Here is a 23790-nt window from a genome sequence, read left to right as displayed (position 1 = left end):
CAATTAAACGAAAAATCTAATCAAGTCAAAGAGTTAAACAATGCAAAACTAGAGATTCAAAAACTAAACTTAGAAAAAAATGAATTAGAATCTAAAATCAAACTTGAAGCACAAATGCAGTTTAACACACAATTACAAGCAGAAAAAGAAAAGATTACTAAGAACTTACAAGAGCAAAATGAGCTAAAATTTAAGCAAAAAGAAGAGCAACTAGAGGGACTTAAAAAGAAGCTAGAGGAGGAACAAGCCCTACAAAAGCAAGAAGCAGAAAAAGTATTAGAAACTTTAAAACAAAAAGAAAATGAATTTAAAAATAAAGAAGCCGAGTTTGAAAAAAAATTGCAAGAAGCCACAGAAGAAAAGATTAAAAATGAAAGCTTAAGATTACAAGAACAATATGCCAAGCAAACAGAGTTAGCACAAGAAGAAATTAGAGCAAAAACCACAAAAGAATTTGAAGAAACTATCAATAATCTAAATAAAGAATTAAACGAAAAATCTAATCAAGTCAAAGAGTTAAACAATGCAAAACTAGAGATTCAAAAACTAAACTTAGAAAAAAATGAATTAGAATCTAAAATCAAACTTGAAGCACAAATGCAGTTTAACACACAATTACAAGCAGAAAAAGAAAAGATTACTAAGAACTTACAAGAGCAAAATGAGCTAAAATTTAAGCAAAAAGAAGAGCAACTAGAGGGACTTAAAAAGAAGTTAGAAGAGGCACAAAGAAAGGCAGAGTTAGGCTCACAACAGCTTCAAGGAGAGGTACAGGAGCTCGCTATTGAAGAGTATTTAAAAGCTCAATTTCCTTTTGATAATATTTTAGAGGTTAAAAAGGGCATTAGAGGAGGGGATTGCGTGCAGGTGGTGCATACTAGAGAGATACAAAACTGCGGAAAGATTTATTATGAAAGTAAGAGGTCAAAAGAGTTCCAAAGAGCATGGATTGAGAAGTTTAAAGCAGATATGGTGGAAAAAGGGGTGGATGTTGGTGTAATGGTAAGTGAAGTTTTGCCAAAAGAATTAGATAGAATGGGGCTAATTGATGGGGTTTATATTTGCACTTTTGAAGAGTTTAAGGGGCTATGCAAAATCTTGCGTGAGAGTATTATACAACTACATCTTGCTAGAAAATCCCAAGAAAATAAAAGCGATAAAATGGGATTGCTTTATGGCTATCTAACAAGCACAGAATTTAAAATGCAAATTGAATCGATTGTAGAGGGTTTTAGCCAGATGCAAAGTGATCTTGATAGTGAAAAAAGGGCTATGCAAAGGATTTGGAAACAAAGGGAAAAGCAAATAGAAAAGGTTGTAGAAAACACCATTGCAATGTATGGTTCTATCAAAGGGATTGCGGGGGTAAGTATGGGAAATATTAAGGCTTTAGAGCTTGATTCGCATTTGTTAGGCAATGAAGAATAAACTTTTTAGGTTGCAAAATGGCTTTAATTTAAGCTTTTAGCGAAAAATAAAAGCTATTTGCTAATAGCCTTTTATTTTTTTAATATTGTAGCATAGGTAGTGGATGCGTTGATTTAAAGCATTTTGTTTTTTTGCTTTTTTGTTATTTGTTAAGCTATTTTAAAATATAAAATAAATATAGAATTCATAAAATCTTGACAAATTTATTGTATAATTTCAGATAATTTTATTTATTTGGGGATATAAGTTTTGATAAAAGAAACTATTTTGAAAAATAATTTTTTTATTTCTTCTTCATTAAAATTTCATTGTGCATTCTCTTCTAAACCTGCGGGGGGGGGGGGCTTTTAGAGTTATACTATGGGCTAATTATTTCTACTTTTATAAACTAAATAAAATCTATTCTATTTTCTTAATATGAGTTTTAATGCCTTTTTATAAAAAATAAAAATCAAATCAAAAATATTTCAATATAAGGTATTAGAATGAAAAAATTGCGTCTAGGGACAAAATTAACAATTGTTGTTAGTTTGGTAGTGCTTATTATTATGAGTATTTTAACGGTTTTGGTATCGCTAAAAACTTCTAGTGTTTTACAAAATGAGGCACATAAACTCTTGCAAACAGAAAGTGTGCGACTAGCTAATAGAGTGCAAGGAGCGATTTCTCAATCTTTTGCAGTTGTGGAGGCTTCAAGTGGAGTTATGGCTTCCATGATTTTAAATAGTAGAAGTGGGATTATTGATGAAGAGATTTTGCAAGAAGCTACTTTGAGTGTTTTAGAAACTAATCAATATGGCTCTTTTTCTTATCTTTATGTGCCTAATTCTAATAGTGTTTATGCAAGACGCGCACTTGAAACACAAGACAATAACTCTTTATTGCAGAATGGGGAATTTATGCTCTTTGCAGATAGAATAGATAGTGGCAAGATTATGCTTGTTTAAGCACAAGATAGTGTGGCAAATCTAGCTTCCATTAAAGAAGCTCTTAGCACAAAAAAGCTTGTTTTTGGAGAACCTAGAGAATTTGATATTCATGGGCATAAAATCTTTGGCGCAAATATTGTCTCGCCTATACTCAATCGCAAAAATGAAGTTGTAGCACTTTTAGGAACTATTGTGGATTTAAATCAAATCTCAAAAGCAATTTTTGGGGCAAAAAGCATTGCTTATGAAGAAAATAGAAGCTTCCTGCTTTCGGGCAATGGAACAATGCTTATCCATAGTAATAAGGATTTTATAGGAAAGCCTCTCTCAAGCATTAATCAAGATAAAAGTGCAAATACCTTAGTAGAATTTATAAAATCTAATGAATTAGGTGTTTTAGAATATCGCTATGATGGGGTGGATAATTATGCAAGTGTGACAAATTATCGCTTGTGGAAAGATTTAAAAACAGAATGGACTTTGGTTTCTATCGTAACAAAAGATGAAGTTTATGCTTCACTATCTAGCATAGAAATGACGATAATTTTAACTGCTATTGTATCTGTGCTTGTGATTATTGTAGCTATTTGGCTTTATGCAAAACGCTATATTTCTTTAAGACTTTATAATCTAGAAAAACTGCTTAATAATTTCTTTGGCTTTATAAACCATGAAAGCAAAGAAGAACCAAAGCTCGCTAGAATTGTGGCAAATGATGAGATAGGCAGTATGGGGAATCTTATTAACCAAAACATCACAAAAACACATGAAGCCTTTAAAAAAGATAATTCAATGATTAAAGAAATTACAGAAGTTGCAAAAGCGATTGAACAAGGGAAGTTTGACATTACTTTGCAAAATACACCTAGCAATCCACAGCTAAAAGATTTAAAAGAAGTGCTCAATGAAATGCTAGAAGTTTTAAGCACAAAAATCGGTAAAGATCTTAATGAGATTTTAAAAGTCTTTAGCGAATATGAAAATTTGAATTTTAAAGCAAGGGTAGAAAATCCAAATGGAAAAGTGGAAGAGGCTATTAACTCTTTAGGAGATGAAGTTGCACAAATGCTTAGCATTTCTTCTAATTATGCACAAAAGCTTATAGAGCAAAGTAAATCTTTAGAGGAAAATGTAAGCAAATTAATTGCAAGTTCTCAAACTCAAGCACAAAACCTAGAGCAATCTTCAAGTGCTACAAGCCAAATCACACAATCTATGCAATCAGTTAATGATAAAACTTATGAAATCACTAAACAAACAGAGGATATTAGAAATATCGTAAGTGTGATTAAAGAAATTGCCGATCAAACAAATCTTTTAGCGCTCAATGTAGCCATTGAAGCAGCAAGAGCAGGAGAGCATGGAAGAGGATTTGCAGTTGTAGCCGATGAAGTGAGAAAACTAGCTGAACGCACACAAAAATCTTTAGGCGAGATTGAAAGCAATGTGAATATTTTGGTGCAAGGGGTTAGCGATATGAGTGCTCAAATAAGCGAGCAAACACAAGGAATCGAGCATATTAACGATGCAATTTTACATCTAAATACCATCACAGATGAAAATGTAATGATAGCAAATGCGACAAATGGCGTTACACAGGAAGTAAATCATATCGTAGATGCGATCAATGAAGATACACAAAGGAAAAGATTCTAGATTTTAGAATCTTTTGCTAAATGCATAAAATAAGCTTGTCCATAGCTAATCCCACCATCATTGCAAGGGATTTTATGGTTTAAATAGACTTTAAAAGGGGCTAACTCTTTTAAGGTAAATTCACTCAAAAGTGAATTTGCAAAGCAACCACCGCTTAAAGCTATGCTTACTTCTTTTTCTTTATAGAGGGATTTAATCACATAAGCGATTATTTTAGCTAAAGTAAAATGAAATTTTAGTGCGATTTGCTCTAGTGGGGTGCTATTTTGTAAATCTTTTAGGATTTGTTCTAGTATTTTTTGCCAATGCACTACACCCTTTTCAAAACTAAAAGAATAGGGGGTTGCTTTAGCTTTGCACTCTGTTGCTAAAGATTGTAAAATGCTTCCAGCTTCCCCCTCATAGCTATTGTTTTTGCAAACTCCTAAAATCGCCCCCACCATATCAAAAAGCCTTCCTACTGAAGAACACACAGGGGGTATTTTAGAGAGGTGCAAGGAGTAAAAAAGCTCTAATTCTTCTTTGCTAAAATCTTGCAAGAGTGGGAGTTTTAAGCTTGTATAGTCTTCTTTAAAACAAGTAAAGATGCCCTCTAGCCCAAGTCTTCTAATATCTTTAATAGCCCTCTCCCCTCCTAAAAGCTTAAAAGGAGCAAAAGAACCTATTTTTTTAAATTCTAAAGGAGTGTTTGGATTCCATTCTAAAAACTCTCCTCCCCAAATCTTGCCATCATTTCCATATCCAGTGCCATCAAAAATCACTCCTATTGTTTTTGAAGAGATTTGATTTTCAGCGATATTTGAAAGAAGATGTGCGAAGTGGTGTTGCACTTCTATATATTTTTGATTTTCTAAAAGGTGGCGTTGGTGATAGTTTGGGTGCAAGTCAAGCACATAAGTTTTTGGGGTAGCTTCATAGGTTTTAGTAAAAAGCTCCAAAGTGTTTTTAAAATTAGTAAAAGTATCTAAGTTATTTAAATCTCCAAGATGAGGGCTTAGCAAGGTTCTATTTGAATGGTAAAAGCAAAAAGTGGATTTTTGCTCTGCACCAAGGGAGGCAAAGTTTTCTTCAGTATCTAAAGGGAAAATCTCACTAATATCCAGTGCATAGCCTCTAGCTCTGCGTAAAACTTGCTCTTTGCCCCTAACAAATTGCACCAAAGAATCATCAATAGCATTAAAAATATCACGATTATAAAAAAGTACCCCATCACACACTCCCTCTAGCTTTTCACAAAGTTCGCTAAAGCTTTTGATAATCGGCTCTCCGCTTAGGTTAGCACTTGTAAAAACCAAAGGATTTTTGAATTCTTTTAAAAGCAAATAATGCAAAGGAGTATAAGGCAAAATCACTCCTAAAGTTTTTAAAGAAGGTGCAATCACATCTAAAGGAAGTAAGTTTGCATTCTTTTTTAGTTTAGAAGAAAGCAAAATAGGTGCTTTAGATGAGGTAAGGAGGGCGATTTCTTCTTCTTGTAAGGTGAGTATTTCTTTTGCCTTAGAGATATTTTCAAGCATTAGGGCAAAAGGCTTTTTTTTGCGTTTCTTGCGTTCTCTTAAACGCTCAATAGCTTCTTTGTTATAAGCATCACAAATAAGCGTATATCCCCCTATGCCTTTAAGTGCTAGAATCTCCCCATTTTTTAGGGCTTTGATGGCATCTTGCAAGGGGTTTTTTTGTGAAAAAATAGAGATTTTAGAATCTAAAAGGTTTGTGCTTTTAAGCTCTTTTGTAAAATAAAGCCTAGGGCCACAATCTTTACAACAATTAATTTCAGAATGGAATCTCCTAGAGTTTGGATTGTCATATTCTTCTTGACAGGCTTTACACATTTTAAAATCTTTCATAGCAGTTTTTTCTCTATCATAGGGAAGAGAGGAGATGAGGCTATATCTCCCGCCGCAATTTGTGCAACTAATAAAAGGATACAAATATCGCCTATCTTTTGGGTTTAAAAACTCTTTTAGGCAATCTTTACAAAGTGCAATATCTGCTGGAATAATGGCGGTTTTTTGATCCTTGTCTTCACTTTTTAGGATTTGAAAATCACAAAAGATTTTATTGGTATTAAAATCTTGCTTGTGAAATTTTTGGATAAAGGCGGCTTTGGGGGGATTGTCCAAAAGTGCTTTACAAAATAAATCAAGCTTTGCTTTATCTTTGCTTTGAGCGATGATTAAAACCCCTTTGGAGTTATTAAGACAATAGCCTTTAATATCGTATTTAAGAGCCATTTTAAGCACAAAAGGACGAAATCCTACACCTTGTACAATCCCTTCAATCTGTATTTTTAGCATAATTACACTTTGTTTTAAAATAAGCTAAATTGTATCTAAAATCTTTTGAAGCAAATGTAAAAATAAAGCTTGTTTGCACACACTTTGTTTGTAAAAATCTTTATGTTTTTTTAATGTAAAAGTTAGTTAAGGAGTTGAAGCCCAAGAGGGCTTAAAAGCTTAAAGCAGAAATTTAAGCATTGATAGCGGTTTTAATGCCTTCTTCAATAAGAGCTTTAGAATCAGGTTCTACTAAGCGTTCTCCTACTTCCACACCATTTTTGTAAAAAATCAGAGTTGGGATTCTTCTTACCTTTAGTTCATCTTTGAGTGCTTCTTCTTCATCTGCCATAATCGCAAAAAATTTCACATCTTTGCCATACTCTTGTGCGAGCATTCCCATAATAGGTTCAATCTTTCTACAATCAGGACACCAAGGAGCACCAATAGCTACTAAAGTCACACCTTCTTTAATTGCATTAGCAAAAGTTGCTTTTGTTAGTTTTTCCATCATTTTAAATCCTTTAATAGTTAAAATTACCTTGTAATTGTTAGCAAATTTTACTTAAAAAATCTAAAAGTTTAAAAAATCTTGTAACTTTGTTACGCTAAGAGAATGTATAAAGGGAATATTTTTAGAGAAAACTTAAGAGATTATATGCGATAAATTCCACTAATATCTTTTAATTTTTATCTATTTATTTTTAATATAAATAAAAAATAATAAATAAAAATTTAAAAAAACATATAATATAATTTTGAAATTAAAATTTTAAGTATATTGTATATAAATTGCAATATTTACATATACTGCTTATCTATAAAATATTAAATAGCACAATAGAAAATATTTAATATTTAAATGGAGATTTCTATATACAATAAGTTTCATTGTGATAGAAACAATAGAATGATTTAAAAATATAAGGAGGGGGTAATCAATGTATTTTTTAAATCTTAAAAAATTCAATAAACTCAATACATTAAAAAATACATTAAACTCTTTTTATTCTTTTTGTAATCATTTAAAGACAACATCTAATAATAAAGTATTATTATCCTCTAATACTTTTAATATTTCTAAAACTTCTTTTATCACTAATTTACTATTAGTGCGCGCGGGGGGGGGGGGTATTCTAGCTCTTTATTAACTCTTCTTTGTTACTTTAGATACTTTATAAAGTCTTTCTTTGTCATTGTAAAACGATATAATCGCTGTGGCAATCTATTATTCTTTATTGTCATTATAAAGCTCTTTAAAACTAAAGTAATCTATAAATTACTTATTCAATCTAAACTATTTAATCAATCTAGTATTCATTCTAAAACTCTCAATTATTTTATATCTTTCAATTATTCTAAATCTATCAATATAACAATCTATAAACTAACAACTCTTAAATTTAAACTATTTAATCAATCTCTTAACACATTAATAAACACTAAACATTATCTTTCTTTTAAATTTAAAACTCTTTTATACATTCTATTTCTTATAAAAGACTCTATTAGAGGATTCTTTTCCCCATTTATGAATCCTCTACTAGATTCTTTATTCCATACTAGAAATTAAATTTAATCTTTTTCTTTTTAAAAGATTTAATTTCTAAAACAAAAAAGAATCTTTTTATTACTTATTAAAGAAGAATAAAAAGACAAAGAAGGAAATAAAAGAAATAAAACTATTTCTTTTAAACAAGAATCTAAACAACAACATTAATGTTTTAAAACAAAAAGGAGAAAGATAAATGAGACAAGAATTTAAAAAGAATATAGAAAGTGTTAAATATACAAACACTAATACTTTTTTTAAATCTAAAAGCAATAATGCTTTTAAAAGAACTCTTAGTATTAGTATAGTTGCTTCTATACTTTTATCTAATCAATTAGTGTTAGCAAGAAGTATTACAGATACTACACTTCCAAGTGGAGGTAAATTTACAAATGGAAGTAGTGGAAGTATTAGTAGTTGTGCTGGAAAAAGTAATTGTATGAATATTCATGGTAATAATAAAAATAATGTGATTGCTTGGGGTGGAGGATTTAATATAGGTTCTAAAGCAGAAGTTAATTTTACAACAAGTGGCAGAGGATATTTAAATTTAGATTATTCTAAAAACTCTTCTATACTAGCAGGTAAATTAAATGGAGGAGATAATAATATCTTTATTGTTAATCCTAGTGGAGTAATAGTGACTGAGAGTGGAAGTATTAATGCTAATAGATTTGTAGCTTCTACTACTCCTATGAGCTTTGATGAAATCAATGCTTTTAGTAATCCTAATACGAATTCTGCTACTTGGTCTCCTGTGTTTAAACCTAATAGCACTAGAGGAGATATAATAAACAAAGGAAATATTAATGCTAATAAAGTCTTACTTATAGGAAATAATGTAAGAATAGATGGAGGAAGTATTAATGGAATGCATAAGACAAATGCAACCAATGAAGAACTAAAAAATCCTAGTGGAACAACAAATGAAGAATTACATTTAGTTGGGAATAATGTGTTTATTAATGTGGAAAATATTAAATCTAATTCTGTGATTGCTAGTGCTTATGTAAGTGGAGCATTACAACAAAGCACTACTAACTATGTTGCTAATAAAGATGCAATTACTAATTTTAACTTTAGCACAAAAGATTATGAAAAAGTAGAGGGTAATAGCAATAATGCTATTGCTAAAAGTGAGTTTAAAAAGTATGCGACTATGGGTAGTGCAGAAGATTGGATAAACTTTGCTAATGGGTGGAATAATGATACAAATGGAATGCGAAATTTCTTTGATGAATATCATTTAACTAATAATATTGATATGAATTGGACTTTAGTGGATCCTATTGGACATACTAATGCTTTTAATAAAAATTTTAATGGCAATGGCTATACACTAAGTAATGTGTTAATTAATGCGGGGTATAGGAAAGTAGGATTGTTTGGGGAAATAGGTGGTGATCCTTCTATTCCAATTCAAAGTTTTTCAAATTTAAATATTAATGGGTTAAAGTTTGATTATACAAATGGAAATCCTGATTATATAGGGGGCTTTGTTGGGTATGTTGATGGAGAGGGCGGTAGTTTTACAAATATTACTTTAAGCAATATAGGAGATATTCGTGCCACTCCTGATAATTTTGAAGGTGTGGCAGGTGGTTTTGCAGGATACTTGTCAACCTCAGAAACATTGTTTTCTAATATTATTTTAGATGGCATAAGCAATATTGAAGCACTAGGTGATACAGCAGGAGGCTTTGTTGGTATAATAGGATATTATGGAGACGATAATATTTTTACACATATTGTTTTAAACAACATAGATAGTATTAAAAGTAACAGGTTTGGGGGTGGTTTTGTTGGTAGTCTGGAATATTCTGGCGAAAATAACACCTTTAGCAATATTATTTTAAACAATATAAAAAATATCCAATCAGGAAATGGTGCTGTAGGAGGCTTTGTTGGTTCTCCAAATGGACCTGGTAGCGAATATCAGATTTTTGATAATATCATCATAAACAACATAGGCAATATTGAAGGTGGTAGTGCGGGTAGTTTTGTTGGTAGTGTACATTTTGATAACAGTATTTATAAAAATATCTATATCTATTTTAAAGAAGGAGCTACAATCACAAGCTATGAGGGTAGAGTTGGTAAATTTATTGGTTCTCTTAATCAGGGAGGAAAACTTACTTTTGATAATGTTAATGTATATTATGCAAAAGGTAGTCAAATTGGAAACTTAGAACTTATTGGGGGTTTTTATAATAATGGTGAAAACAATTATGAAATCATAGGTATAGAAAAGTTTCACTCTGAAGAAAAAAGCTTTAGTGAATTTAAAGATATAATTTTAGCCAATGGTGCTTTCAAAGATGAAGAGGGTAATCCTATAAAAATCTATGAAAAACAAGATGATAAGGGTAATACTTACTTTACTTTCCTAGATGAAACCAATAATGGTAATGGCGGTGATAATGGCAATGGTGGAGACAATGGCAATGGAAGCAATAGCGGAAACAATAACACCGATGATGGCTTAAGCGATGTAGAATTAAGCAGTGATGATTTCTCTAATAAATTAGTAAATAGTATCATTAAAGATTTACTAGATGAAAAACTCATTCTTAGTTTAGATACAAATAAACTCTTTATTATTAAAAATGGAAAAGCAACATTAAATACAAACTATCTTAAAGGACTTCTTAGTAAATACAAAGAAGATTCTAAACTCTCACAATCTCTAAACTTCCTTTTAGCATTCTATGGAGAAGAAGTAGATAATAATGGATTAGGATTAGGAAATGAATTAGCAAACAAAGATAAAAATGGAGTATGGAACACTACTAAACAAAGAGTAGAGAAAATCAAACATTCTAAACAAGAATTAGAAAACTTTATAAATGGTAATAATAATCCAAACTATACAGCAGGAGGATTATTAGGACTTATGAGTTTCTTTGCAGAATGGAAAGATAAATATGAGCTTTATACTTCAGGACTTGCCACAGAAGAACAAATGAAAAACCTAGAGAGTTGGTTTAAAAACAATGAAGCAAATCTAAAGCAATACCAAGCATTATTAAAAGATAAAATCCTAAAAGAATTTAAATATGATAATATTGCTAATATAGATGTCAAGGGTTCATTAACATTCATAGGTGGAGAATGGATAGCTAATCTAAAAGAACCAGAATACAAAGATAATGGAGGAAGTGATCAAACCATAACCTCCCCTCTAAAAGACATTAATGCTTCTATGCTAGATAAACAAAAAGTAGTTTTAATTAAACCAGCAGAAGAAGAAAAAGAAACACTAGATGAAGAAAAAGGAATGCTAAACCAAAGAACTTGTGTAGTGAGTGAAAACTTTAAGACAAACAATCCTTGTATGGCTGAGAGAATTTAAAAAAGGAAATTCGTATTGGGGATAACATTTGTAGAGATTTAATAAATTTTATGGAACTCACAGAGGCTTACTCTAGCCTCGTTCCAAAAATTTATTAAAAACTCACAAAGCTCATCCGCCACTACTAGAATTTATTTAATTTTTCAAATAACTATATTAAAACTCTCTAACCTCTTAAAATTTCATAAAAGCTAAAACTATATATCGTAACTACTAGAACTTATTTAATTTATTAGATAACTTACTTTTTAAACCCCCCTTTAAAATTTTTATTTTATTCTTAGCTACTAGAATTTAACACATTGTCATTGCGAGCAAATACAAAGTATTTGTGTGGCAATCTAATAAAAATATTTAGAAGTATTTTTCTTTTATTGCAAAGTTTTTTAAAAACTAAAAGTATTTTAGTATTTTGTCTTTAGGTTGTTTTCTAGACTGCCACACTCTGCTTTGTTTTGTTTATAGTGACATCTTACTTTAAGTATTAGAATTAGAGTTTTAAATTTTTTAGAATACTTTGTTGCTAAAGCTTATTGTAATAACAATGGAGGAGTTTTAATCTTATAAAGCTAGGAAAATTATCGTAAAATTTTATTTAATAACCATAAATAACCCCATACTAAATATTCTTTAGCTAAAATCTTAAACCAAGATGTAAAAAAGGAGGAAGTTATGCAACCTATAGATAGATTTTATCCTTCCGTTGAAGATTTTAGAGATCCCTTTAGTAGAGATAGAGATAGGATTATCCATAGTTCTTATTTTAGGCGACTTGAATATAAAACACAAGTATTTTTAAATTCAAGTGGGGATAACTTTAGGACACGCCTTACACATTCATTGGAGGTAAGCCAAATAGCAAGAGCACTTGCTAGAAATTTAGGATTAAATGAAAGCCTAGCAGAAGCCATAGCACTAGCACATGATTTGGGACACACTCCTTTTGGGCATGTGGGGGGAGATGAGCTTGATAGAGTAATGAAAAGCTATGGTTATCATTGTGGGTTTGAACATAATTTTCAATCTTTTAGGGTGGTTGCAAGCTTGGAGAAAAGATATAAAGAATATGGTGGTTTAAATCTAACTTTTGCAACACTAGAAGGGATTTTAAAACATTCTTATCCCTATTCTAAAAAATTCTTAAGCTCAAAATTGCAAGAAACTTTTAAAATAGATTTTCATCCAAGTTTAGAAGCTATGGTTGTGGATTTATCTGATGAGATTGCTTATATTAGCCATGATATTGATGATGGAATTAAATATGGTTTGATTAGCTTTGAAGATTTATATGAGAGCAAAATTGTAAAAGACTGCATAGAATATGTTATAACCATAGAAAAAATAGAAAAAGAAGACAAAATCTTCCGCCACCGCTTTATTTCAAGGTTAATTTCTTTGCTAGTTTATGATATTTTGGATAATAATCCCAAATTTGATTATGAAAGCCCAGCTTGTTTTGTGTATGAGGCAAAAGAAGCATTGCCTATAAAACGCACAAGAGAAATGGAAAAGGATATTAGATTTTTAAAAAAGATGCTTTTTAATAAACTCTACCGCCATGAAGAAATTACTAGAAAAATGTTTATGGGAAAACGCTGTGTAAAAAAGCTTTATGAGTGTTTGAATGATGATGTAAATTTACTGCCACAAAGCCTAAGGCAAAGAGTGCAAGAAGGGGAGAAATTACATAGGGTGTGTGCAGATTATATTGCCTCTATGAGTGATAGATATGCAATAGCACTTTATAGAGAATTAGGCTTTTAGTTAAGCAAAATAGATGTAAAATCATCGCTAAAATTTTTATAAAAGGGGATAGAATGCAAGAGAATTTAGAGAAAATGGATAAAGATTATGTTTTGCATACCTATGCACGCAATTATACACATTTTATAAAGGGTGAAAATGCAAGGCTTTATAATCAAAAGGGCGAGGATTATATTGACTTTGCATCAGGGATTGCAGTGTGTAGTGTAGGACATGGTAACAAAAGATTAGCAAATGCAATTTGTGATCAGGCAAATAAGCTTATCCATACTTCTAATCTTTATTTAATAGAACATCAAGCAAAACTTGCTAAAAAGCTTGTAGAACTTAGTGGATATGATATGCGAGTATTTTTTGCAAATTCGGGTGCAGAAGCCAATGAGGGTGCGTTAAAAATTGCAAGAAAATATGGGGAGGTTAATGGAGAAATTAAACGCTATCAAATCATTACTTTAGAATCATCTTTTCATGGGCGCACTATTAGCACATTAAAAGCAACTGCACAAAGCAAAATGCACAATTTCTTTGGTCCTTTTCCTGATGGCTTTGTGTATGCAAAAGATGTGCAGGATGTAAAAAATAAAGTAAGTGGCATTACTTGTGCGGTGCTACTAGAGCTTGTGCAAGGAGAGGGAGGTATTACCCCTTTTCCTAAAGAAGAAATACAAGAACTTGCTAATTTTTTAAAAGAAAAAGATATTCTTTTAATGATTGATGAAGTGCAAACGGGAATTTATCGCAGTGGAGAGCTTTTTGCTTCACAAGTTTATGAGATAGAACCTGATGTAATCACTACTGCAAAAGGTTTAGCAGGAGGAGTGCCAATAGGTGCAGTGCTAACAAGATTAAAAGATATTTTTGCCCCGAGTGATCATGGAAGCACATTTGGGGGGAACTTTTTATCTACAAGGGCAGGATTAGAGGTTTTAAGCATTTTAGAAGAAGAAAAGCAAAAGGGGGCATTAGCACAAAAAATAGATTATTTTAGTGCAAAATTGCAAGAAATAAAAAAAGAATTTGGAGAAATTTTTACCGAAGAAATCGGGCTTGGGCTTATGAGAGGACTTAGAGCAAAAGACTTAGAAACCTTGAATAAATTTTTAGATTTAGCACATAAAAATAAGGTTTTAGTTTTAAAAAGTGGTAAAAATACAGCACGATTCTTGCCTCCTTTAACAATAAGCAAAGAAGAGATAGATGAAGGCTTTTTAAGGATAAGAAAAGCACTTTTAGAAATGTAGCTTTGTGCTACATGCAAGAACATTTTTCTTTAAATAAAGAAAATGAGAATTAGTTTTAAAGATAATATAAACTAAGCCATACTACAATTATTCCAAAAGATTAAAATTTTAAGGAATCGCTATGACAATAAGCTCTCTTGAAAATGGGCATAGTGCCGTAATTTTGGGATTGAATGTGGAAAAGCAACTTTTGGATAGATTGTTGAGCTTAGGTTTTGCAAAAAGTAAAATAGTTAAGAAACTAAAGACTTCTTTGGGGGGCTCTACGATTGTTGTGGAGTTAGATCGTTCTTGTGTGATTTTAAGAAAAGATGAGGCTAAGAGTATTGAAGTGGAGGAAATCCATGGATAAAAATATAAGAGTTGTTTTAGTAGGGCAACCTAATGTGGGTAAAACCCTACTGATTAATGCTATGTGTAACACGCAACTTAAAGTTGGGAATTTTGCGGGTGTTACTATTCAAAAATCAGAAGCTTATGTAAAATATCAAGATTATGAGATTTGTATTATTGATTTACCCGGGACTTACTCTATTTATGGTTATTCTCAAGAGGAGAAAATTACAAGAGATTTTTTAGAAAAAAATGATTATGATTTAATTATTAATGTTGCAGATTCTACAAATTTAGAAAGAAATTTACTCCTAACTACACAACTTTTAGACACAAAAAAGAAAATGATTTTAGCTCTTAATATGAGTGATGAAGCAAGAATAGAGGGCATTAAAGTAGATTCTAAAAAGCTTGGTGGATTGCTTGGTATTCCTTGTGTTTCTGTTTCTGCAAATACTAAAGAAAATCTTGATACATTATTTGAATTAATTATTAGCACATATACAAATGCACTCCAAGAAAATAAAAGAATTTATAGTGATAGTATTGAAGTTGAGATTAATAAAATCATACAATTTTTAGATGAAAAAAAAGATGGAGCTATCTCTAAGCTACATCAAACCCACAGAGAAATTGCTATTGCGCTTCTTAGGGGAGATGAGATGGTTTATGATTATTTGCATAATAAACCCATTTGGATGGAGTTAAGTAAGGTTATTCAAAGCTCACAAGAGAATCTTTATATTGCTTATAATACAAAATCAAGCAGTGAAATTTTTATGCAGGATTTACAAGCTTTTAGTAATGGAGTGATTGCAGAGAGTGTTAGCTATGGCACAAAAGCAAAGAGAAATTACACCCAACTTGCTGATAATATTTTAATCAATAAATACATCGGCATACCTATTTTCTTGTTTTTTATGTGGTTATTGTTTCAAGCTACCTTTACACTAGGGCAATATCCTATGGATTTTATAGAAAATTCTTTTACAGCTTTAGGAGAGATGGTTAAAGCAAATATTTCAAGTGAGCTTATAGGATCTTTGGTGGCCGATGGTGCATTAGCGGGAGTGGGTGCAGTTGCCTCATTTTTACCAAATATTATTATTTTGTTTTTTGGTATTTCTCTTTTAGAGACGACGGGATATATGGCGAGGGTTGCTTTCTTGTTGGATGGATTTTTTCATAAATTTGGTTTGCATGGTAAAAGTTTTATTCCGCTTGTGAGTGGGTTTGGTTGTTCTGTGCCTGCATTTATGGCTGCAAGAACTCTTAAAAATCCAAAGGATAGATTGCTTACCCTTTTTATTATTAATTTTATGAGTTGTGGAGCGAGATTGCCTGTTTATGTGCTTTTTGTGGGTGCATTCTTTCCAAGCGAACAAGCAGGAAATTGGCTCTTTGGTATTTATATTTTAGGTGCATTAATAGGGTTGGTTATGGCAAAGATTTTGCGTATGACTGTATTTAAGGGAGATGATGAACCTTTTGTAATGGAGATGCCAAAGTATAGAATCCCAAATTGGCGTCTTGTGTGGTTTAGCGTTTATAATAAAGCAAAGATGTATTTAAAAAAGGCAGGAAGCTTTATTTTGGCTGCTTCTGTGCTTATTTGGTTTGCCACTACTTTTCCAATGCAAGATGAATTAGAAGAAAGCTATGCTTTAAAAATAGAGCAAACTACTGATGAATCCCAAAAGCAATTATTGGATTTTGAGCTTCAAGAGCAATTGATTGAAAATAGCTATATGGGACAAATAGGCAAAGCCATAGAACCATTTTTTGCTCCTATTGGGTTAGATTGGAAGCTTGGAGTGGCACTTGTAAGCGGGCTTGCTGCTAAAGAGGTAAGTATCTCTACTATGGGTGTTTTATATTCTTTAGGGGGAGAAGTAGATGAGGGGAGTGAAAGCTTAATGGAAAAAATTAAGGCAAATATACCTTTAAGTGTGGGAATAAGCTTTGTGCTATTTACTATGATTTATAATCCTTGTCTTGCCGCTACGATTGTATTTGGGAAAGAGGCAGGAGGCTATCGCTATATCCTTTATCTTTTCTTGCTAACTACTGCTACTGCCTATATTGTTTCTTTTATAGGTTATACAATCACAAAAATGCTAATAGCCTAAGAGGAGTTTTATCTTTCTCTCCTCTTTTTTAAGAACTTCTCCTATTTGAGAGATTTTATCAAAAAGAGCTTCTTTTTTTAAGAAGTCTTCTTCTAAGCAGATTTCTAGCAATTCTTTTTGTTTTATGCCCTCTTGTTTATAAAGTTCTTCAAGTTTGTTTAAACCGGTTTTGGAATTAAAATACACATAAAGTGCTTTAGCAATTGCTTCGTTTTTTGGTCTAAGGACTAAAATGCCTGCGTTGGGAATAATTTTTTTTCCTTGTGCTTCTTTGCCGATAATGGCTATTTTTGGGTAAATGCCTCTAAGAGGCAATACAATATCATTAGGTTTTAAGCAAAGTTCATCTATTTTTTTGGAATTTGGTTTTAGGGTGCTTTTGCCAAAGGAATTTGTATAGCCATAGTTTTGAAATTCCCTTATACCAAAATCATAACAATTAATTAAATCTAAATCACCGCTAATGCGATGTCCTCTAAAAGAAGTTTCAAGATAGTTTTTAAGTAAATTTTGCGATTGTTTTTTGGTATAAATAAGAGTGTGTGGAAGAAGATCGTGAGGGCTTAGTTGTTTATAATCTAACAATCTTGAAAAGGAAGAATCTTGTTTGGAAAAATAAATATCTAAAATCTCATCTACTCGCACTAAGCGATTGTATTTACCCTCTTTTATGTAAAAATTACTCGCATCTATAAAAAATACTTTATGATTGTTATGCGAAACTACTAATAAAGAAAAATCCTCTTGTTGGCGAAAAAAAAGATTTTTAGGAATGGTTATGATTGCTTCTAAGAGATGATTTTTTAAAAGAAGATTTTTAAGTTCAGCTCCTGCTGGTTTGTGTAAGAGTTTTGAAGAGATGACAAAAACACATTTTTGTTTGAAAATCTCTACACAATTAGCAATAAACAAGCTTTCTAGTGTGCTTTTTTGAGTGATTTCATATTTGTTTAGTAGGGGATCATTTTGGTATTTTTTAACAAAAAGATTTTGCAAACTTGGAGGATAGCAAAAAATCTTATCAAAACTTTTTTTGGGTTTTATTTGTAAAAAATCATTATTGCTTAAATTTATGGGATTGATTTTTAAAAGAGAGGCAATAATTTTTGCAATTTGTATGAGAGTTGTGTGAATCTCGCTACCATAAAAATTTTTAAAAAATTTTTTTTGATTAACAAATAAGAGAAAACTTCCTAAGCCACAGCATGGATTGTAAATGCTTTCTTCTTTTTTGAGTTCCATAAGCCCATAAACAAGCTCATTAACCTCTAAAGGAGTGGCATATTCATAGAGCTTTAAAATACTTTTTTGCACACAAAGCGTTTGGATAAAATCTTGCAAGCAAGAAAGTGTTGTAGGGCTTTGCAACATCTCTCTAGCAATTTTTTTATGGTTGAGATTGTGCGTAAAGTCTAGCGGGCGTATTCCATTACTTTTTAGAAATTCATAAATATTGTGCGAAAAATATTTTTCTTTTTTAGAGAGAAAATGCGCCAAAATTTCACTTTGTTCTTTTAGTAAAATGAGTTGCATTAAGACTTGCAAACTCTCTAAACTATCTTCGTAAAAGCGATGGATATAATTAAAAATGCTTATAAGACTTTTCATAAAAACCTATTTATACATCGGGAGCTTTTCAAAAACAAGCAATATGTGGCATACAGCGACAATTGCTCCAAAAACTAAAAGTGCATAAATTGTAAGATTCCCACCTTTTACTTTATAAGCACTAGGAGTGCTTTTTTTACGCGAAGCTTTTAGTAAAAGGGCAGGGATAATCACAGACCAAATTGTAGCAGCAAGTCCAGCCCAACCAATCGCGTATAAAAATCCTTCAGGAAAAATACTTGCAAAGATTAAAGGGGGTAAAAATGTAACAAGTAAAGTTTTGGTTCTTCCAAGCCTACTATCATCAAAACCGCATAAATCTGCCATATAATCAAAAAGTCCTAATCCAGCACCTAAAAAAGAAGTTGCTACTGCTAAAAAAGAGAAAATTTCCAAAGCCTTAAGAAGTAAAGTGTTATTTAGTCCAGCCCCTGCAGCACGCAACAAATCATCTACATTTCCCCCATCGGCGATAACTTGTTTAAAGCCCTCTCTAGCGATATTTCCGTCACTTGCAATAATCCAGATTATATAAGTTAAAAATGCTATAAGTGTCCCATATAAAAGGCATTTATTGATAGATATAGGATTTTTTCCAAAGTATTTTACAAGGCTAGGCACAGATGCGTGGAAGCAAAAAGAAGTAAGATAGGTTGAAAGTGCTGCAAAAATATAAATAGTGTAATTATTGTCTGTGCTTGTGCTATTGAGTAAAAAATCTATTTTAATCTCCCCAAGCATTCCACTCATGGTAAAAATAAATGTAAGCACCATACCACCAATCATAATCACAGAAATTCTATCTACTGCAAAAGTGCTCCACCATACACAACCGCTCAAAAAGAGAGTAAAAAAGATACCGCTAAGTAATCTTGTATAGTTTGAGGCTTCCTCTCCAAAAAGAGTTTTAAAAATAGGCTCTATCACAGAACCCCCACCACTAATATAAGCATAAATCAAAATATAAAGCACAAAAGCAACGCTTAATCCATTGATAAGATTCCAAAATTTCCCTAAGTTATCTTGCACAAGTGTGTGAAAACTAGCACCGGGTTTGTAGTTTAGATTTACCTCTAAAAGTGCTTGAGAAGAAAGAAGCATCATAAGCCAACTTATAAATAACAACGCAATAGAATACCATAGCCACATACCCGCAGAAATCGTAGGCAAAGCAAGCATGCCAGCGCCTATGGCTGTCCCTGCTACTATCATCGTCCCACCTAACACACTTGGCTTTTCATTAAATCCTAGCATTTAGAAACCTTTTTAAGCTTTTTAATAAGCTAGGATTATAACAAAAAACTATAAAATTTACTTCTATTTGCAAATAATTAGTAGAGTATTATTAAAATAAGTAAAAAATAGGACTATCCTTTTTAACCACTTCTTTTAATTCTTCAAAGCTAAAATCTAGCATAATAGCCCCCGATGCATAAGGGGCTATTTCATAAACATTATAAATAAAAGTTATGCCTTTGGGGTTTACTTGAAAGCTTGATGGAAAATCATTTATAGGGTCTTCTGGGTTAAAAAGAGCCTCTTTGGCAACTTCTTTTTTGATTTTAGCTTCTAAAAGAGCTAAAAGATTCTTGCTAAATACATCTTCAGGCTTTAGTTCTAGCTCTTTTTTATCTTTTGTGGAATAGATTTTATTGCCATGGAAGCTCATTCCATGCGCCCCACCTGTATATGTGTAAGAAAAGAAATCAAAAGCAATAATATTTTCATCTACATAGCTTACTTTTAGATTATTTTTAAATTCAGAGCTAAAATCTAGCTCATAATGATAAGAATAAATTTCTTCATCGCCTCTCCACTCTTCTTTTTCTTTGCTTTTATCTTTTAGTTTTTTAAACTCTAGGGCAAAAACTTCTTCTAAAGACTTCCATGTTTTGCTTTTATCATCAGTTTTTAGCAAAAAAGGGAAATAAAAAGCATTAAATTCTTCTTTCTCTTTGCTTTTGTTATCTAAATAGGGCAGAGCAAAGCTATAAGTAAATGAGCTTGTATAAAGCTTATTTTTTTGCATTCTTTGGTTTTTGTCTGGAAACTCTTTTTTAATTCTTTCTACTTCTTTTTTGCTTAGCTCTACTCTATGGCTATCTACAAATTTGCCAAAACGCTTTTGTTCTATGGAAAAATTTGCAAGATTTATATTGCTATATGCACTATTTCTTTCGCACAAGTAGAATCTTTTGCCATTTAAAGAAGAAGTGGTATTTGAAGACCAAATCCCCTCTATCTCAAATCCTTGACAGCTTTTAGAGCCTTCTTCTTTAACCTTTAGCTCTTCAACTTCTTTCAGCTTTTTTATTTGTGCATTTTTATCTAGTTTGCTTCTTGGCTTTATTGTGGTATCCATTAACCCAAAAGGTAAGGTTAGCTTTAAGAGTTTAATTTTCTTTGTATCTTTGTTTCTTAATTTGTCTAAATTATTATAAAAATAATCTGAATCTTTAAAAGAATAATACGCCCATACACGCACCTCCTTAGCCTCTCCTTTTTCATCTTCTATAAAGCCATCTAGCTGATAAAAGCGAGAATTGTATAAAAGCCCTCTAGAATCTAAATAAGTTGTAGCCTTTGTGTCGTCTTCTTTGGTGTGCGTGATAGATTCTTCATTGATTTTTGTATCTTCTTTGATATACAAAATATCTTCATTCTTTAAATCTAAAAATATAGAATAGCTTTGCTCTTTTAAATCTTTTTGCAAATTGTTTTGTGCTAGGGCAAAAGCACTAAAAATTAAGCCCAAAAGCAATTTTTTCATTTTTACTCCTTTTGTGTGGTTTTGGTGTGTTTTATAAACACATAAGCATCTAAATCTGTGATTTCTTTGATATTTCCACTAACATCTTCGTTTAGACTGATGAAGTTAGGCTTTATGTGGATTAAAAAACCTTTAGTTTTATAAGTTTTTATTTCTCCTTTTAAAAGATCGCTTGCTGGAATCTCCATAATAAGCCTATTTTGGAAGCCTATCAAAACGGATTTTCCTTGCAATTTAAATGTATAATCCCGATAAGTTTTAAGATCTCTCACTCCAAGATCTATCATTTCATATTCATCAAATTTTATAACTTCTTTATTTTTACTTAAATGATAGCTTTTGTAATGATTAGCTTTAGGATTTTTTATTTTATTTTTATCTATTCCTACTTTACAATATTCATAATCCTTTTTTTCTCTATAAGAGTTAAGAAAATCCACAACATCTCTGCAACGCTTTAAAACTTGATTAAAATTATCTTCATTTATCTCTCCATAGGCTTTGATGAAATTTTCTTCATTTTCTAAATTAAAAGTAAGCTCTTTGTAGATTCTATTTTGTGCATTTAGGCTAAGGGGTAGTGAAATGCTAGAAGAAAGAAGCACTAAAGCAGAAGCCAAAATAAAGCTAAAAAATAATCCACGCTTTATAAAATATAGCAAAGATGCACAAAAAATATAAACACTAAGGCTTAGCACAAAGGTTCTACTAGGCGTGAAAGAATATTCACTTATCCTTAAACTAATTGCCCAAAGTGCGATAATGCTTAAAGCTAAAGCCACAATCACATAAAAGCTAAAAATTTTATTTTGCCCTCTAATTCCTCTATTTACGAATGCTAAATTTAAGATGAAAAATCCAAACCACATCACAATATGCACTATGCTTTCAAAGCTTCTAATGGGTGCTATAAAATAAGCCACGAGCAAAATAATATAAGAAAATGCGAAAATATCAAAGATTAAAAGTAAAATTTTAAGTGCTTTAGAGTAGCTAATATGCTCTTGCATTCCTAAAAATGCAACCCCTACAAAAAAGCCAAAAATCACTGCTAGATATTTAAAAATCTCAAAGATTTCAATAGAGAGTAAAAACTCAGCTCCAAGAAGCAAAATACCAAGCAAAATAAGACAAAGCAAATACAAAGATAAAACAAATAAAAACCGCATTAGATATGCACTAAAAAGCTCATAAGATTCTTTTATCTTCACTGATAAAAATGCAAAAATTAAGGCTAAAATCAATCCGTTAGCAATAAAAAATTTGCCATAAAGTATGATTTTATAGCCCCCATCATTCTCTATGCCACTCTCTGCATAAATTCCATTAAAAAGCAAAAAGAAAGCAACTAAGCCTGCTAAAATAGCTATAAAAATCTTTATAACTTTGCTTTTATAGGGGAATTGTGGCATAAATGCTTCTAAAAAAAGACAAAAAGCCACCATAAAAGCAAAAAAGTGCATACAATAAACAGCATAAAAAGGCACAAAGTCTTCCATAAATTGCAGCCAAAACATACAAAAGAGCGCATAGCAAAGAAGACTTAGTGGATATTTTACAAAAGCATTTTTGATTAGATGTATCACAATATCCCCCTTTAAAATTTGTAAATTATAACATAAAGCCTATAAACTTTAATGTTTAGTTTAAGAATAAATTTTATATGGCAACCTTTTGTTGTTTGTTTGTGAATTATTTGGCATTTTTGTTTATTTTGTGGGTAGCTCAAAGTTTTACTGCGAGTAAATGCGTTAGTATTTGTGTGGCAGTCTAAAGATTTTACATTTAATGGGGGTTACGCTTCAGATTGCTTCGGCTACACCTCGCAATGACAATGTGGGTTACTCTTTATTGCAAAAGAATTCTCGTGGCGTTTTCCAAAGGATTAACTGCTTAGGCAGTGAATGGGAAGAATTTACTTGTAAATTCAAGGTTCCCACTTCTCGCCTAAGAGAATTACTTTTGAATAAAGAGTTTAAATGATTAAATAAAAACATAAAAGATAGATATTTCTTAATGTAAGAAACTTTATATAAAAAGCGATTTTGTTCGTGGCGGTGTGATCCCTGAATTTGACAAGCAAATTCTTCCCAAGCCACTCTCAAAATACTTTTTATATAAAATGTAGTTTGATTCTTTGGAGATAGTTTAAATTTTTTGATTACTCTTTTTGAAGTTGCACTTCGCTTCACTCCTTGTAATGACAGAAGAGAATAGATTGCTTCGGAAGCAAAGCTTCTTCGCAATGACAAGGTAGATAGTTTAGAATTGTTTATAGTGTTTGTTTTAAATTTAAATAAGAGTTTATTTGTAAGATTTGTATGTATATAGGGATAAAAAGTAGAAGAAGGGGTTAATAAAGAGAGGCTATTTGCCCCCCCCCCCGCACTATAAGGGAAGAGGTATTAAGATGTGTAAAATACATAAAACCTCCTTAGTAAAATAAAATCTAATTTAAAAATTTATGTAAATATTATAAATTTACATAAAGGATACTTAATTTTAAGTTTGGAATTTTATGATATGTTTTTTTAAAATTTTCTTTATTATTTTTTATTGAGGTTAGAGAGCAATTAGGAAGAATCCTAAAACTTCTTCTTCCTAACATCTTCTAAAATATCATTAGCGATTTTATTCACACTTTGGGTAATACTATTAGTATTATTAGCTACACTTACATTATCTTGTGTTACACCCTCTAATTGTGCTACTGCTTCATTGATTTGAGCAACACCTTGTGTTTGCTCTTTTA

Annotated in this window: 15 protein-coding genes and 1 pseudogene; 9 read left to right on the top strand and 7 right to left on the bottom strand. The window is 31.3% G+C overall.

What is annotated here, in order from left to right; genetic code table 11:
• Positions 1–114 precede the first annotated feature (114 nt).
• The 3 genes and pseudogenes from EBF09_RS05775 to EBF09_RS09570 all read left to right on the top strand — a co-directional run.
• Positions 115–1428 carry a DUF2130 domain-containing protein gene (locus EBF09_RS05775; RefSeq protein WP_121764206.1) on the top strand — a complete coding sequence of 438 codons (1314 nt, stop codon included), beginning with the start codon at positions 115–117 and terminating at the stop codon, positions 1426–1428.
• Between the two features lie 485 nt (positions 1429–1913).
• Positions 1914–2375 carry a hypothetical protein gene (locus EBF09_RS05770; protein ID WP_121764188.1) on the top strand — a complete coding sequence of 154 codons (462 nt, stop codon included), beginning with the start codon at positions 1914–1916 and terminating at the stop codon, positions 2373–2375.
• 1146 nt (positions 2376–3521) lie between these two features.
• Positions 3522–4013, top strand: a pseudogene (locus EBF09_RS09570) (methyl-accepting chemotaxis protein); the annotation flags it as partial.
• Here EBF09_RS09570 and hypF read toward each other — a convergent pair.
• Entirely contained in the window at positions 4010–6310 is a 2301-nt protein-coding gene (gene hypF, locus EBF09_RS05760; protein WP_121764186.1) for a carbamoyltransferase HypF, read from the bottom strand. The pseudogene EBF09_RS09570 and the gene hypF overlap by 4 nt on opposite strands.
• Positions 6311–6482: 172 nt before the next feature.
• Positions 6483–6818 carry a thioredoxin family protein gene (locus tag EBF09_RS05755; RefSeq protein ID WP_269801080.1) on the bottom strand — a complete coding sequence of 112 codons (336 nt, stop codon included), beginning with the start codon at positions 6816–6818 and terminating at the stop codon, positions 6483–6485.
• Between the two features lie 1219 nt (positions 6819–8037).
• On the opposite strand from EBF09_RS05755, the gene EBF09_RS05745 reads away from it, so the two are divergent.
• From EBF09_RS05745 to feoB, 5 genes are all read left to right on the top strand, one after another.
• The gene (locus EBF09_RS05745) at positions 8038–11193 is read left to right on the top strand and encodes a filamentous hemagglutinin N-terminal domain-containing protein (protein WP_121764183.1); all 3156 of its coding nucleotides are present in this window, start codon (positions 8038–8040) and stop codon (positions 11191–11193) included.
• A 672-nt stretch (positions 11194–11865) separates the two neighbouring features.
• Complete coding sequence (locus EBF09_RS05740; RefSeq protein ID WP_121764182.1) at positions 11866–12957, top strand: deoxyguanosinetriphosphate triphosphohydrolase family protein; 1092 nt, start codon at positions 11866–11868, stop codon at positions 12955–12957.
• A gap of 53 nt (positions 12958–13010) precedes the next feature.
• The gene (locus EBF09_RS05735) at positions 13011–14198 is read left to right on the top strand and encodes an aspartate aminotransferase family protein (protein WP_121764181.1); all 1188 of its coding nucleotides are present in this window, start codon (positions 13011–13013) and stop codon (positions 14196–14198) included.
• Positions 14199–14319: 121 nt separating this feature from the next.
• Positions 14320–14550 (top strand): FeoA family protein, encoded by a 231-nt coding sequence (locus EBF09_RS05730; RefSeq protein WP_121764180.1) that lies wholly within the window; start codon positions 14320–14322, stop codon positions 14548–14550.
• Positions 14543–16660 (top strand): ferrous iron transport protein B, encoded by a 2118-nt coding sequence (feoB, locus tag EBF09_RS05725; protein WP_121764179.1) that lies wholly within the window; start codon positions 14543–14545, stop codon positions 16658–16660. The genes EBF09_RS05730 and feoB overlap by 8 nt, the downstream gene beginning before the upstream one ends.
• Here feoB and EBF09_RS05720 read toward each other — a convergent pair.
• The 4 genes from EBF09_RS05720 to EBF09_RS05705 all read right to left on the bottom strand — a co-directional run bounded on the left by EBF09_RS05720 (position 16649) and on the right by EBF09_RS05705 (position 22624).
• Entirely contained in the window at positions 16649–18268 is a 1620-nt protein-coding gene (locus EBF09_RS05720) for an N-6 DNA methylase (RefSeq protein WP_121764178.1), read from the bottom strand. The two genes, feoB and EBF09_RS05720, sit on opposite strands and share 12 nt — an antisense overlap.
• 6 nt (positions 18269–18274) lie before the next feature.
• Positions 18275–19522, bottom strand: coding sequence for an aromatic amino acid transporter (locus tag EBF09_RS05715; RefSeq protein ID WP_121764177.1), 1248 nt, complete (start codon positions 19520–19522; stop codon positions 18275–18277).
• A gap of 91 nt (positions 19523–19613) precedes the next feature.
• Positions 19614–21038 carry a DUF3298 and DUF4163 domain-containing protein gene (locus EBF09_RS05710; protein ID WP_121764176.1) on the bottom strand — a complete coding sequence of 475 codons (1425 nt, stop codon included), beginning with the start codon at positions 21036–21038 and terminating at the stop codon, positions 19614–19616.
• A 2-nt stretch (positions 21039–21040) separates the two neighbouring features.
• Positions 21041–22624 carry a DUF4153 domain-containing protein gene (locus tag EBF09_RS05705; protein ID WP_121764175.1) on the bottom strand — a complete coding sequence of 528 codons (1584 nt, stop codon included), beginning with the start codon at positions 22622–22624 and terminating at the stop codon, positions 21041–21043.
• A gap of 202 nt (positions 22625–22826) precedes the next feature.
• On the opposite strand from EBF09_RS05705, the gene EBF09_RS09090 reads away from it, so the two are divergent.
• Positions 22827–23021, top strand: a complete 195-nt coding sequence (locus EBF09_RS09090) for a hypothetical protein (protein WP_157978171.1) — start codon at positions 22827–22829, stop codon at positions 23019–23021.
• 602 nt (positions 23022–23623) lie between these two features.
• Here EBF09_RS09090 and EBF09_RS05700 read toward each other — a convergent pair.
• On the bottom strand, positions 23624–23790 hold a 167-nt coding region (locus EBF09_RS05700; RefSeq protein ID WP_121764174.1), incomplete at its 5' end, for a methyl-accepting chemotaxis protein.

Source organism: Helicobacter burdigaliensis (assembly GCF_003670295.1).
Taxonomy (GTDB): Bacteria; Campylobacterota; Campylobacteria; order Campylobacterales; family Helicobacteraceae; genus Helicobacter_D; species Helicobacter_D burdigaliensis.
The sequence above is the reverse complement of the archived record's forward strand: the minus strand, read 5'-3'. Positions and strand labels throughout refer to the sequence as shown.